The 13,580-nt window shown below is 58.4% G+C and carries 13 protein-coding genes and 1 pseudogene; 10 read left to right on the plus strand and 4 right to left on the minus strand.

Annotated elements, in window-relative coordinates; all coding sequences use genetic code 11:
* Positions 1-23 precede the first annotated feature (23 nt).
* The gene (locus JQ611_RS06875; RefSeq protein WP_249132983.1) at positions 24-824 is read left to right on the plus strand and encodes an ABC transporter ATP-binding protein; all 801 of its coding nucleotides are present in this window, start codon (positions 24-26) and stop codon (positions 822-824) included.
* Positions 824-1,594: an ABC transporter permease gene (locus JQ611_RS06880; RefSeq protein WP_212465036.1), complete on the plus strand. Its 771-nt coding sequence runs from the start codon at positions 824-826 to the stop codon at positions 1,592-1,594. The genes JQ611_RS06875 and JQ611_RS06880 overlap by 1 nt, the downstream gene beginning before the upstream one ends.
* Positions 1,595-1,612: 18 nt before the next feature.
* Here the strand turns inward: JQ611_RS06880 and JQ611_RS06885 are convergent, their stop codons facing one another.
* On the minus strand, positions 1,613-3,235 hold the full coding sequence (locus tag JQ611_RS06885) for a hypothetical protein (RefSeq protein ID WP_212464936.1): 1,623 nt from the start codon (positions 3,233-3,235) through the stop codon (positions 1,613-1,615).
* A 189-nt stretch (positions 3,236-3,424) separates the two neighbouring features.
* On the opposite strand from JQ611_RS06885, the gene JQ611_RS06890 reads away from it, so the two are divergent.
* Genes JQ611_RS06890 through JQ611_RS06905 form a run of 4 tightly spaced genes read left to right on the plus strand, consistent with a single transcriptional unit; the run spans position 3,425 to position 7,760 of the window.
* The gene (locus tag JQ611_RS06890) at positions 3,425-4,453 is read left to right on the plus strand and encodes an ABC transporter substrate-binding protein (RefSeq protein ID WP_212464937.1); all 1,029 of its coding nucleotides are present in this window, start codon (positions 3,425-3,427) and stop codon (positions 4,451-4,453) included.
* A gap of 36 nt (positions 4,454-4,489) precedes the next feature.
* Positions 4,490-5,773: a hydantoinase/carbamoylase family amidase gene (locus tag JQ611_RS06895; protein WP_212464938.1), complete on the plus strand. Its 1,284-nt coding sequence runs from the start codon at positions 4,490-4,492 to the stop codon at positions 5,771-5,773.
* A 25-nt stretch (positions 5,774-5,798) separates the two neighbouring features.
* Complete coding sequence (locus tag JQ611_RS06900) at positions 5,799-7,160, plus strand: aspartate aminotransferase family protein (protein ID WP_212464939.1); 1,362 nt, start codon at positions 5,799-5,801, stop codon at positions 7,158-7,160.
* A complete protein-coding gene (locus JQ611_RS06905) occupies positions 7,161-7,760 on the plus strand; it encodes a flavin reductase family protein (RefSeq protein WP_212464940.1) in 600 nt (199 codons plus the stop codon).
* Between the two features lie 68 nt (positions 7,761-7,828).
* On the opposite strand, the gene JQ611_RS06910 is transcribed toward JQ611_RS06905, so the two are convergent.
* The 3 genes and pseudogenes from JQ611_RS06910 to JQ611_RS06920 form a co-directional block, all read right to left on the minus strand.
* Positions 7,829-8,296 (minus strand): hypothetical protein, encoded by a 468-nt coding sequence (locus tag JQ611_RS06910; protein WP_212464941.1) that lies wholly within the window; start codon positions 8,294-8,296, stop codon positions 7,829-7,831.
* Positions 8,265-8,570: a GntR family transcriptional regulator gene (locus tag JQ611_RS42945; RefSeq protein WP_212464942.1), complete on the minus strand. Its 306-nt coding sequence runs from the start codon at positions 8,568-8,570 to the stop codon at positions 8,265-8,267. The genes JQ611_RS06910 and JQ611_RS42945 overlap by 32 nt, the downstream gene beginning before the upstream one ends.
* Before the next feature lie 17 nt (positions 8,571-8,587).
* Positions 8,588-8,995, minus strand: a pseudogene (locus tag JQ611_RS06920) (ATP-dependent helicase); the annotation flags it as partial.
* Between the two features lie 248 nt (positions 8,996-9,243).
* Between JQ611_RS06920 and panB the strand changes: the two are divergent.
* From panB to JQ611_RS06940, 4 genes are all read left to right on the plus strand, one after another.
* Positions 9,244-10,116: a 3-methyl-2-oxobutanoate hydroxymethyltransferase gene (panB, locus tag JQ611_RS06925; protein ID WP_212464943.1), complete on the plus strand. Its 873-nt coding sequence runs from the start codon at positions 9,244-9,246 to the stop codon at positions 10,114-10,116.
* Between the two features lie 520 nt (positions 10,117-10,636).
* Entirely contained in the window at positions 10,637-11,494 is an 858-nt protein-coding gene (locus tag JQ611_RS06930; protein ID WP_212464944.1) for a fumarylacetoacetate hydrolase family protein, read from the plus strand.
* 106 nt (positions 11,495-11,600) lie between these two features.
* Positions 11,601-12,575: a tripartite tricarboxylate transporter substrate binding protein gene (locus tag JQ611_RS06935; protein WP_212464945.1), complete on the plus strand. Its 975-nt coding sequence runs from the start codon at positions 11,601-11,603 to the stop codon at positions 12,573-12,575.
* 242 nt (positions 12,576-12,817) lie between these two features.
* Positions 12,818-13,555 carry a VOC family protein gene (locus JQ611_RS06940; RefSeq protein WP_212464946.1) on the plus strand — a complete coding sequence of 246 codons (738 nt, stop codon included), beginning with the start codon at positions 12,818-12,820 and terminating at the stop codon, positions 13,553-13,555.
* Positions 13,556-13,580: the final 25 nt, after the last annotated feature.

Genomic DNA, 13,580 nt, shown 5'->3' on the forward strand with positions numbered 1-13,580 from the left:
GGAAAGCGAGACCGATTGATCTCATGATGACACTCAAAACGGTATTCGCCGACGTCCGCGACGTAACCCTCGCCTATGGTCAAGGCGAGGAAAGCGTCATGGCTGTGGATCATCTCGATCTCAAGGTTGGGCGAGGCGACTTTATCGCTGTTGTCGGGCCGAGTGGGTGCGGCAAGTCTTCACTCATGAAGCTCTTGACCGGACTTGTGCCGCCAACGAGAGGGGCCGTCTTCATCGATGACAACCAGGTGACGCGCCCGATTAAGGGCGTTGGCATGGCGTTTCAGAATTCGACGTTGATGCCGTGGCGCACGACACTCGACAACGTGATGCTACCGTTTGAGATCGTCGAGCCGCACAAGCGTCGCTTGCGCGGCAACCGCAAACATTATGTGGGGCTTGCCGAGCGCATCCTGTCATCGGTAGGACTCGACAAGTTCGGACAAAAGTATCCCTGGCAGCTGTCGGGTGGCATGCAGCAGCGGGCGAGTTTGTGTCGGGCACTGATTCACGAACCTGAGCTTCTGATGCTTGACGAGCCGTTTGGCGCGCTCGACGCGTTTACGCGTGAGGAGCTTTGGTCGGTCATGCAAAGCCTCTGGATGGAAAAGAAATTCACATCCGTTCTGGTGACACACGACTTGCGTGAGGCCGTGTACCTGTCCAACGTGGTTCACGTTATGAGCAAGCGACCCGGACGGCTCGTGATGTCCCTGGATATCGACCTTCCTCGTCCTCGAACGCTTGAAACAACCTTCTCTCCCGCCTTTATGGACTTGGTTCATCGCCTGCGGGACAAAATCCGCGCCGAGCATGAACTATGATGCGCCTTAGGTACGTTCAGGCGCTCGCGCCTTGGCTCGTGACCATCGTCCTGTTTTTGGTATGGGAGCTGTCCTGCTGGCTGTTCTCTGTTCCGTCATTTGTGCTCCCGAGACCAAGCCTGGTCTTCAAGACGATGTATCAGTTCCGGCAGCAGATTGAGTACCATGGTCTGCAGACATTATTCAGTACCGTCGTCGGATTCGGCCTTGCTGTTGCAGTTGGGCTGCTCATAGGGATCGCGGTCGGTGCCTCCAGAATCGTCTATACGAGTCTCTACCCGTTGCTCATCGGATTCAATTCGATTCCTAAGGTAGCTCTCGTTCCGGTGATCGTAATCTGGTTCGGTATCGGCACAATACCGGCGATCATTACCGCATTCAGCACTGCCTTCTTTCCGATTGCGGTCAACGTCGCGACCGGTCTCGCGACGATCGAACCGGAAATGCGGGACGTGCTGCGTTCTCTTGGTGCAAGTCGCTGGGAGATTCTCACCAAGGTGGGCATTCCTCGATCGACGCCTTATCTCTTCGCTTCGCTCAAGATTGCAATTACGCTTGCGTTCATCGGCTCCGTCATTTCTGAAACCGTGGCATCAGACCGGGGAATTGGGTATCTAATGCTGTCAGCGTCCGCTCGTTTCGAAGTTCCGCTGGTATTCGCCGGCCTTCTCGTTGTCGGCGCGATGGGTATCGCAATGTACGCGATCTTCGCCATCATGGAACATCGGATGACCCGATGGGCGTTCCGCGGAAATGAGTTCACGACGTAAGCCGGATCGGCGCAGGGTCTAGTTCAGCAGCCCCGTCGTTTCCAGAGCGCCGGAGATCTCAAAGCGCACATCCTCGAGCGGTGCCAAATAGCGAAGATAACTATCTGCTATCCTACCGAAGTTGGGCGAGATGCGAAGCACGTCGGCCGCGGCAGCGCGAGCTTCACTGTCTCGACCAAGGCGGCTCAGGATCGTCGCTCTCAACAATGACGGCGTGAGGTGTTCTGGCGCATGATATTTATTGATCTCGCGCAGCGCGTCCTCGAATTCCCCACGCCGGAAATGGTTGAGGCAGACTGCACGATACGCCCAGCCCGGCGGGTGCAGCATGGTCCCGAGCGCTCCCTTAAGCATCTCCGTGCCTTGATCCCAGTCCCCCGAGAGGGCGCGAAAAAAACCGGCGCTGAGCTTGGTGCTGGGGGCATGCGGATTGAGCTCGAGAATTCGATGACAGGTCTCCCGGACGTCGCCTAGATGCCCTTCATAGAGCTGATAGAGGGCCATTGATACGTGACCGAAGGCGCAGCGGTGATCCAGCTCGAGCGCTCGCTGGGCATACCGGAGGACCAGCGGCTTCCAATGGTCATCGTTGTCGAAGCCAAGAACGTTTCCGTAGAAGATGGTATGCGCAAGAGCCGCCCAAACCATTGGCTGGTCGGGCGCACGTTCGATCCCGTACTCCAGATCCCGGCGTGCGAGGCGATAAACGCGCTCTGTGAGCGTACGCGCCAAGTACCGATGGCGGTGGATCGAGTCCCGTAAGTTCCACCGATCGGATGGCCCGTATACGGCATTCAGGCTGAGAATATGAGGGATTGCGCCATAGAAGTCCGCGAGAGCGCAGGCGATGTGGCTTGCGAGCCGATTCTGGCTCGCGAGCGCGGCGGCGGAGCTATCAAGGTCGAAGGATTCCGACCAAGCGACAGTATCTGCTTTTACGTCACGTAGCTGCGCTATCACTCGCAGTCCCGAGTCGAACTGTCTGACGCTTCCCGAGAGCACAAATGCCGTTTGATAATGCGTATCGCCAGCGCTAGGCTGCTGCTGATCCCTATTATCGGGAAGGGATACAGCAATGTCGCCGTAACGCGACAGAGCTACGACCAATTGTTCGAATAAGCCCTCCGCGAATAATTCGCAATCGGGCTGACCGGCTCGGTAGGCAAACGGGAGGATCGCAACACGTGGTACTTCGTCGGCAGCTGAGGAAGTCCCAATAGAGGCTGGTAAAGCTCGCGTGTCTGCCCGTATGCCCCACTCGAACACCGGTACATATGTGCCTTTTGGGATGTGGATGCGGACCGGCGCAGACCCTCCAGCTCGCAGATAGAAAATCTCGAGGGCCTTTCGTAGTTTCCCCGCTTCGAGGCGAACGAGAGGGTCGATCTCGGGATCGAATGTCGTGTCTCGGCCGAGAGCTTCGGTTGCAATCGAATACTGCTTGAGGTTCCGTGCGCTTCCGCTCAATGTCTGTTCGACAATGTACCGCAGGAAAGCTTTGATCCTCGGTCCCCCTTCGAATTCGGGCGCATCCAGGATGCGGGTGACTTGATCCCTGATTTCAAGCGGGGTCGGCGCAAGCGCCTGTGCGCCGTGTGGCGCAGTCGTTGCTTCTCGGGACGCTTTCTCGGTATCCTGCATGACCTTGTCGCCGGCGGATGTTCCGTCGCCTCGGTTCGTACCGTACCAAACGTAGTGTTCGGACCGTTTCGAACTTCCGCGTCCTGACACAATACTTACATTTCCAATTCGGCACTGCAAGCCGACCTTGCTGCGACTTTGCGGGGCGCGGCCACACGCGTGAGCCATGGTGCAATTGGAAGCAGACCTATGAGAAAATTGGATCGCCGTGCGCTGGTCGCCGGAAGTCTTGGTGCACTGGTCCTTCCCGGTTTCCTGCATGCGCAGAGCGCGAATGAGCGCGTCCGTTTCGCGTTGGACTGGGTGTGGCAAGGCAACCATAGCATCTGGACTTACGGTGCAGAGCAGGGAGTTTTCGTCCGCGAGAAGATCGACCTGTCGATCGAGCGGGGCTATGGCTCCGCCGACAACCTGAACAAGCTGGCATCGGGAGCGCTCGATATTGCGTTCGTGGACCCGAACCTGCTGCCGAAATTCAATAGCGAGAATCCATCGGTGCAGATGCAGGCGGTCTGCGTGATGTATGATGCTGCGCCGAGCGCGATAACGTTCTTAAAGGACTCCGGCATCAAGACCGTCAAGGATCTCGAAGGCAAGCGGCTCGCGGTCACCGAGACCGACGCAAGCTGGCCTCTTTTCCGCGTGGTCTGTCAGCTTAACGGCGTCGATCTAGATAAGATCAAGGTTGTCAATGTTTCCCCACAGCTGCGTGACAGCCTAGTGATCCAGAAGCGAGTAGACGCGGCGCTCGGCTTTTTCGTCACGTCCGTCATCAACATGGTCTCCGCGGGGGTCCCGCGCGACGACATTGCATACATCAAGTACAACGACACGGGCCTCGAACTCTATTCTCTCAGCCTGGTCTGCCGCAAAGACTATGCGGCCAGGAATCCCGCCGCCGTCTCTGGATTTGTCCGCGGAACGGTGCAGGCCACCCGAGCGATGCTCGCCAGCAGACGGGCCGCCGTCGAGAGCCTAATCAAGCGCGACCAGCTCCTGAAGCTGGATGTCGAAATGCTGCGCAACGACCTCATGATCGACGGGGCGTTGCTCACGCCATGGACGCGGGAGCACGGCTTGAGCACCGTAGACCGTGCCCGCTTCGAGCGTACCGCCGCGCAGGTGGCGAAGGCGTTCAACCTCGCCGTGATTCCCAAGATGGAAGACGTATACACCGACAGGTTTCTGCCGCCCGAGGCCGAGCGCAGATTGGTGTGAGGCCGCTGTGGTCGCGATTATCAAGCCTGGTGAGATATGAACGAAAAGCTATGTGACGCCATCGACGGGTTGATGCCCTCGTTGACCGACCTATTCAAGGCGATTGCGGTGCGCAGCCATGACGGTGTCGGGATATCGCGTGATGCGTATGGTGCGGTAGAGACCGCGACCGGCGATATACTGATCGAGTATGCGCGCGCGCGCGGTCTCGATGCGCGCTATGACCGCGTCGGGAATGTCAATGTCACCCGCAAGGGACAGTTCGACAAGCCTCCCGAAATTCTCATCGGGTCGCACATTGACTCGGTTCCGCGAGGTGGGAACTACGACGGGCTCGCGGGAGTAATCGCTGGAATCGGAGCTCTGGCCGCGCTGGAGCATGGCGGTGGCGCCGGTACGGGTGGCCTGCGCGTGCTGGGTTTCCGGGGAGAAGAGAGCCCTTGGTTCGGTACGGCCTATCTCGGCAGCAAGCTTTTGATGGGGGCGATCGGTCGCGAAGAGGCGGAGCGCCTCAAGCGCTTCGATACCGGAAAAACGTTGGTTCAACACCTTGAGGCCCTTGGCGTAGACATCTCCCAGCTCGGTCGGGCGGCGATCCCCCTGGATCGGGTGAAAGCTTACTTGGAGCTTCACATCGAGCAGGGGCCCCATCTCGAAAGCATCGACAAGCCTCTCGCCGCGGTGACGGCGGTTCGCGGTAACATCCGCTATCCGTTTGCGACTTGCGAGGGACGCTATGCCCACTCTGCCGGGGTGCCAAGGCACCTGCGCGCGGACGCGCTGATGGCGACCGTCAAGTTGATCGCCTATTGCGACGAGCTTTGGCGCCGCGAGATCGAGGCGGGGCATGATGATCTGGTTTTCACCTGCGGCATCCTTCAGACCAATTCCGCAGAGCATTCAATGACCAAGGTGCCCGGCGAGGTGGCGTTCTCTTTCAATGTTGGCGGTGTCAGCGATGCCGTAATGGAGCGGTTTCATGCGGCGGCGATGGACAAAGCGCATGCCCTTGCCCAGGAGCATCATGTTCGCTTCGACTTCGGTTCGCGAGTCGGAACGAACGCAGTTGATCTGGACAAAGACATTGCCGAGCTCTTGCGATGGGTCGGCCGGGAGGCCGGTATCGACGTGGAGCGAATGCCGTCGGTCGGGCATGATGCGGCCATGTTTGCCCGCCGGGGAATTCCCACAGGCATCATCCTGGTCCGGAACGCCAATGGTAGCCACAACCCCGATGAACACATGGAGATGACCGACTTTGCTGTTGGTCTGAAATTGCTCACGATGAGTACGGCGAGAATCGCTGCTCAGAACGGCTGAATACGCGTGGAAGGGGACCGCACAATTGGCGAATGCTTTGCAAAACCTGTCGATTGACGGGGCGATCGCTGCTGCACGCGAACGTTATGTGCAACAGCGTCAGAAGAGCGCAGACGCGTACCAGGCTGCGCGAAAGGTGCTGGCTGGCGGCAACACCCGGTCAGTGCTCTATTTCGATCCATTTCCCCTTACGCTACAGCGGGGCGAGGGCGCCGATGTATGGGACATCGACGGCCATCGTTATTGCGACTTCGTTGGCGAGTTCTCTGCTGGGCTCTACGGCCACAGCGAGCCAGAAATTAGGAAGGCGATCATCTCGGCCCTGGATGGCGGAATAGTCTTGGCCGCGCCGACTCTCGCGGAAGAATGCCTTGCCTCCGCCATACGCGACCGCTTCCCCTCTCTTGAACGCCTTCGCTTCTGCAATTCCGGCACCGAAGCAAACCTTCTGGCGATCACAACGGCGATCTCTTTCACGGGTCGCCGCAAGATTATGGTCTTTCGAGAAGCGTACCACGGAGGCGTATTGGTGTTTTCGGGCGGGGGTAGCCCGATGAACGTCCCCTTCGAGTTTCTCCTGGCGGATTACAACGATACGGAAGCAGCAGAGAGTATGATCCGCAAGCACGCGCATGAGTTGGCTGCGGTGATCGTGGAGCCGATTCTCGGTGCTGGCGGAAACATTCCTGGTAGCGCGGAGTTCTTGCGGACGCTCCGTCGCTTGACGCAGCTCACGGGCGCAGTCCTGATCTTTGACGAGATCAAGACCTCTCGTTGTGGCTCCGGAGGAGTGCAAAAACTGTTCAACATCACTCCGGATATGACCACTCTGGGCAAATATGTGGGGGGCGGGCTGCCAACGGGCGTCTTTGGAGGGCGGGCGGATATTATGGGTTGCTTCGATCCGTTGGGCGCAAACACCCTCCGCCACGCCGGGACCTTCAACAATAATGCCTGTTCGATGGCCGCCGGTCTTGCAGGTCTGACTAAAGTCTTCAGTGCCGACCGAGCAGACCGCTTTCTGCGCGATGAAGAAGCCTTCCGGCTGGAACTCAACGAAATCATGACGTCGTTGAACGTTCCCATTCAGTTCGTGGGCCTGGGGTCGATGTTCACGATACATTTTTCGAGCAAGCCGATTACCCGGCCGAAAGACATCGAACCTGTCAGTCGACGGCTGGGTCAGCTGTTCCATCTGGAATGTATTCTGGCCAATGTGCTCGTAGCCTCGCGAGGCGACGTTTTCATGAGCTTGGCTGTCGAGCCCAGGCACAAGGCGGCGCTTTCTCAGGCCATACTGTCATTCGTCGACGCTTACGGCGATCTGATCCGCCGGGAAGTGGCGAAATCGGCGCAGGAGCGTGACATGTCGACGCGCGGAGCATGAATGGAAATTGACGCCAGATCGCTCTCGCGCGACGAAAGCTACAAACTACTATCAGGTGCGATCGTTCCGAGACCGATCGCATGGGTCTGCAGCGGCGTTGAAGCCGGAAGGATCAACCTGGCGCCGTTCAGCACTTTCACCTTCGTGTCTTCCATGCCGCCGACCGTCGGCTTCAATTGCGATAAGCGTGATGGTGAACAGAAGGATACGTCGCGCTACATCAACGAGAGCCGCGAGTTTGTGGTCAATATTGCTGATGAGAGCCTCCTGGAAGCGCTGCATCTAAGCTCCGAGAGGCATCCGCCGAACGTGAGCGAAGTTGAATTGCTCGGTCTGAAAACTGTAGCAAGCAGCAAGATCCGTACCCCGCGGCTCTCGGATGCTCCGATCAGCATGGAATGCCAGCTCGTTCAGGTCCTCAACTTTGGATCGACGGGGTCCGAGTTCTTTGTTGGTGAAGTGTTGGCATTTCATATTCGAGATGACATCTACTGCAACGGTAGGATTGACTCGAGGCGTCTCCGGCCGATCTGTCGTTTAGGTGGGCCGAACTATGCGTCGCTTGGCGAGATCATCGCGATGCGTCCCGTTAGGGGTTAGGAAGGGCCTTAGCCGAGTGGGCCACGCTCCCAAGCTTGGTGGTGAATGAGGCGTCCGCAGTACGATGTTTAGCAATCCGATCCGGCGCCTGCGTTCATTGCGTAGTGCTGGATATCGTTGAACGGAACTTCTCGTCTCGCAGCCGGCCGAAGTCGCTCCACCGCGCCGAATATCGCACAAACCTCACACATGATCGCTGTCCACCGCTTGTTCACCGAGACGAACGTCCATTGCGGAGTCATCGTTTGGGTTAGGCGTTCGGAAACGCGTTTGCGAGCGAGGTCGGCATGTGAGCGCGCGAGTTGCTCGGCGCGTTCGGCATCACGCGTGCAAATCGCTTCGACAATTTCTCGGCGCCCGCGGACGATTTCGCCGACGTGAGCGCGATAGGCGGGTTCACTGGGAAAGCAGTCTTTTGTCATCGCCAATCGGGCGATGCGAAGATCCGTCGTCAATTGTTGAACATAAAGCAATGCAACAGGGAATTCCTGCAGGCCGCTCCGATCAATGCATGAGCGGAAATTCGCGTTGAGCATAGCCGCCTAGTTGTCCAGCTCCATTGCGGTCTCGAAAGATTGTCGCTCGATGTCTATCGAAGCGATTTGTTCCTCGGAACGACTGACTGCAGCCCATCGAGTGACGAGCCGTAAGGCCTCCAAATGTTCGCGGATATCGTTCCATTCCATCGGTGCGACCCGTGCACCGCGATTGGGAACTAACTGCACCACCCTCGGCGGCGAACCGCACCAGCGCCTCGCGAACGGGTGTCCTAGAAACGCCTAGGCGGCCAACCAGGGTCGCCTCGTCCAAGGCCCCGCCCGGAACCAGAGAGTAAACGAGGCGATTTCCTGCATCAACGCCCTATATCCGGAGGCGATCTGCTCGAGCTGGATCAAGTCTGCCCGCCGCGTTTCAGCGTCCCCATGGATGCGGTCGAGATGCGGGTCGTACCAGAGCCTTGCACGCTCGAGGTCGACGGGCGGCTCCGAATATCGGAGATTGCCCAAGGTCTCGACAAAGCCCTTCCAGTCATCACCGGCGGGCGGCGGCGTCGGTATGCCCAAAAGCGCCGCGATCGGATCGGCAGATTCCGCTATGCGGTCGAGCAGGCGCTGGGCGGTTGCCGATCCGATGCCGGGCAGGAGATGGAGGAGCCGGAATCCCGCGACACGATTGCGTGGATTCTCGACAAACCGCGGCAACGCCAGCATGTCCTTGATATGAGCGGCATCGAGGGTCGACTAGGTCCGATAAGAGTATATTGACATAATGGCACAGTGCGTTATGTCGCCATGCGTCGCTAGAAGGGGATCGCTAACGATGCTGCGATGGCAACATTCGAGGTCGCCTGATCTGTTTGGTGATTTGGGAATCCTGGAGCATTGCTTTTTAAGCTCCTAAGCGAGTCAGGCCACGTCAAGGCGGCAAGTTTTCGGGCTGCAGGAACGACCCGAGGCCATCCAACAGGCAAGCGGAATCGAGAATGAGCCACACTTCGGAAACGGTAATTGAGCGGGTGACGCTTCCCGTGCTGCAACGGTGGAAGCAGGAGGGAAAGCGCCTCGTGATGACGACCGCCTACGATGCGGTTACGGCGCGCATTGCCGATCCCATCGTGGATATGATCCTTGTCGGAGACAGCATCGGCAACGTCTGCCTTGGCTTTGACAACACGTTGCCGGTCAGCATGGCGATGATGAACCACCACCTGGAGGCCGTCGCACGCACGAGGCCTCGTGCCTTGCTTGTGGCCGATATGCCGTTTCTAAGCTATCACCTCAGCCCAGAGGAGACGCTGCGCAACGCCGGAGGCTTTCTGCAGCGTGGCGCGGACGCCGTAAAGCTTGAGGGCGGAGCCAAGCGCGTCGAAATGGTGCGTGCACTGGTCGATTGCGAAATTCCTGTGATGGGTCATCTTGGGCTCACTCCGCAAAGCATCAATGTCATGGGTGGATTCAAGGTGCAGGGCCGGAAAGCCGATGACGCCTTGCGGCTGCTCGATGATGCTCACCGTCTGCAGGAGGCCGGATGCTTCGCTCTGGTCCTCGAAGGCATTCCGGCAGAGCTGGCCGCGCGGGCGACTGAATTTCTGACGATACCGACCATCGGTATCGGCGGGGGCTCCCGCTGTTCCGGCCAAGTTCTCGTACTCCATGACGTGCTTGGCCTGACTAAAGGCCATCGCCCGAGATTCGTTCGCGCCTATACAGACGGTTATGGACTGTTACAGGAGGCGCTGTCGCGCTGGGCTGCGGACGTTCGCAACGGTACCTTTCCCGGACCGGAAGAGTCCTATCGGCTTCCCGAGGGCCTTGGGGACACGATCGCAAACTGGAGGCCTTCCGACCCAAGCTGACATTGAGGCTGCCACACAAACTATAGCGACAGTCGCCGGGCTTCGCCACGCTCCCGTCATAGGTCTTGCCGACTAGCCGATACGCCTCCCGGTCGAGCCGTGCGGGATCTGTGGTTGGCACATCCAGTTGATGCGACAGCTAGGTCGCAATGACTGGTGCGGCTTCCGCATCCGCGACGGACGAGCGTCCGACGGGCCGTTATGCGATCAGATTTGGATGCTGCAGTGCGAATTCCTTCCGTCGTGGCAAGAATGATTTGCGACGGGTGTATTTTTCCGTCGCGGGGTTATGAGTAACCCTGCAGTTAAGGCCGCGCTATCACTGCCGGTCCGTCTAGTTATACGCCAGACAAGCGACGATCAAAGAACGAAGGGTACGACTGATCCAGAGCAGCGCAAGGCCGATTTCGTCCGGTTGCGCCGACTGGCCGCAGACGAGGACGTGCTGCTCGTGCGGCTGATGCTCACATCGCATGGTCGACGGTGCATTCTGACATTTGTTACGAGATAGGGGAGGGGCATGAGGTTCGCTACAGTTGAAAAGCAGGGGGGATCGCGACTCGGTGTTTGCATTGGCAATGAAGTCGTCGATATTTCGGACGCCTTTGGCTCAAGCTTGCCCGACCTCGGGGCTTTTCTAAGCGCCGGAATGGGAGGCCGGCTCGAAGAAGTGGGGCGCCGCGTCGCCTCTGCGTCGGCCGCGGCGCGCCGGTCCATCGATCAGACCTTTAGGCCCCCCGTGGAAAAGCCAGGAAAAATTCTTTGCCTTGGGCTCAACTACCGTGATCACGCCAAGGAGGCGGGCCTGGCGATCCCGGAATATCCCGTGGTATTTCTGCGCGCCGCGACGTCGTTGGCTGCGCACAATCAGGACATTCCGCTTAGTCCGCTATCAAGCAAGCTCGATTTCGAAGGTGAGTTGGCGGTTGTGATCGGCAGGCGTGCGCGGAACGTTGCCCGTGGCGAGGCGCTCGACTATGTGTTCGGCTATTCGATCCTCAACGACCTGAGCTATCGGGATTTTCAATTACGCACGCCGCAGTGGACGGTAGGAAAGAATTTCGACGGTACGGCCCCGCTCGGTCCGGTGGTTGTGACTGCCGACGAGTTGCCGCCTGGCGCCAAGGGCCTTCGCCTCGTTACCCGCGTTAATGGCGAGGTGGTGCAGGACGGAACAACTAGCGACATGATCTTCGATGTCGCTGACAGCGTTGCCGATCTGTCGTCGACGATGACCCTCGAGCCTGGGGACGTTATAGCGACCGGCACACCAGCTGGCATTGGTGGCACGCGCAAGCCCCCCCTGTGGCTCAAGTCCGGAGACGTGTGCGAAGTTGAGATCGAGCGCATCGGCACACTGAGCAATCGCATTACCTGAAGAGTATCTGCGCTGCTCAATGTTTGTGATGGATCGTGGACAGTTCGTCGATCCGGCGATGATGGCGGAGCCAACCGCTTGTCGCATCGTTACCAGGGAGGAATAAATGACGCAGAATTTCAGCCGGCGGGCGATTATCGGCGGCATTGGTGCGGCGTTGTCGACTGCGGCTATGCTGCCGGCGAAGGGTGACACGCGATCGCTCTTTGTGGGCAAGTCGGTCCGACTCGTTACCGAGTACCCGGCGGGTTCTGGGCCAGATCTGGTCGGCCGATTGATTGCGCCACGCCTGTCGGAAATGCTGGGGGGCAACTTTGTCGTTGAACCCCGCCAAGGGGCTGGTGGTCGGATAGCTGCCCAAGGGGTGGCGGGTGCACCTGCCGATGGATCAACATTGCTCTTGATGACCGCGGCTCAGACTGTCATCGCCGTCACGGACCCAAAGATCTCATACAATGTGTTGAACGACTTTCAGTTCGTGTCGATGCTTGTCGAGTACCCGTTCTTCATCTTCACTTCTGCAACGTCAGACTACAATTCGCTCAGCGCACTACTGGACGCCGCACGCAAGAATCCAAGCGAAATCACCTACGCCACACCAGGCGTCGGCACGACTACTCACCTTGCCATGGAGATGCTCGTGAAGCACGCTGGTGTAACCATGACACACGTACCATACGCTGGGGCCCAGATGCTGCCTGATGTACAGAGCAACGTGGTGTCGAGTGGCGTCGGCAATTTAGGCGCCATGAAGGGTCTCATCGATGCGGGCAATCTCCGCGCCTTGGCGGTTACCTCCAAGGGTCGTGACCCGCTGACACAGACGGTCCCGGCCGTATCCGAGAATGTGCCCGGATATGATGTCACGACCTGGATCGCTCTGGCCGCGCCCTCCGGAACACCAAGACCTCTAGTCGATGGGTTGCATGAAGCTGTCAGGAAAATCATGGAAGAACCCGAGATACGCGAACGCCTGTCCATAGTCGGCTTCTCGCCCGTCACGAATAAACCGGAGGAGATGCGGGCGCGCGTAGCCTCTGACATCGCCAAGTGGGCCCCATATGGTACTGCGCGGCGTTAGCTCGAGCATCGCCGTTCGTGGAACGTATCCGGCGCTGCTGAAGTCGCTGGTGGGACTTGTCCCACGTCGTCAAGTTAGAGGGAGGTCAACCGTTGCTGCCTGTAAGACGTCTTAGTCATATCGTTATGGAGTCCCCGCAGGTCCAGAGGCAAGCCGAATATTACGAGCGTGTTATTGGCTTGGTCGAACTCGGTCAGGAGGGATCCACCGTTCACCTCGGGACACAGTTGGGCGCTTTGGCCTTGACCATTCAGCAAGGCCAGCGTTCACGGTTGCGGCGCATTTGTTGTCAAGTGGATTCCAATACGGAGCTGTCGGACGTTGCCCGTGTTCTTGATAGTATTGGAATATCGTCAACAAGAGAGACGGGATCTTATCCTGGAATAAGCGCGGTGCAGAGCTTCGCCGGGCCCGACGACTTGAGCATTGATCTATTCAACGTCGTAGCGAACCAGCCCCCCCGGGCCGGCAAGGGTGGCGTAAACCCTCTAAAGCTCGGCCATGTGGCGTCCTGTACGCAGAGCATTGATTCAACGATCTCTTTCTACAAGACCGTTTTGGGATTCCGGTTTTCTGATTCGATCGAAGATTTTTTTGTATGGCTTAGATGCTGCGCTGACCACCACACGCTGAATTTCATTGCCGGCAAGCGCACCGGGCTCCATCACATAGCCTTTGAACTTCTCGATCGAACACGCTTGCTGGACGCATGCGAAGTTCTCGGCTCCCACGATATCGATATTTTTTTTGGACCAGCGCGCGCCGGGGTGGGTCACAATCTGCACGTCTACCATCGCGCGCCGGACGGCTACCTAGTCGAATTTTTTACTGAACTGGACCAAATGTCCGACGAATCGACAGGCTACTTCGACCCTCGCCCTTGGCACCGTGACAGTCCGCAGCGGCCCAAGGTCTGGAAATTAGGAAAAGATCGTTTGTCGGTATGGGGCATGCCTCCTCCTCCAGAGTTTCTGGAGTAGCGGTTCGCTTGCCTTCCACAGCAAG

It is taken from the genome of Bradyrhizobium sp. AUGA SZCCT0182 (genome assembly GCF_018130185.1).
GTDB lineage: Bacteria > Pseudomonadota > Alphaproteobacteria > Rhizobiales > Xanthobacteraceae > Bradyrhizobium.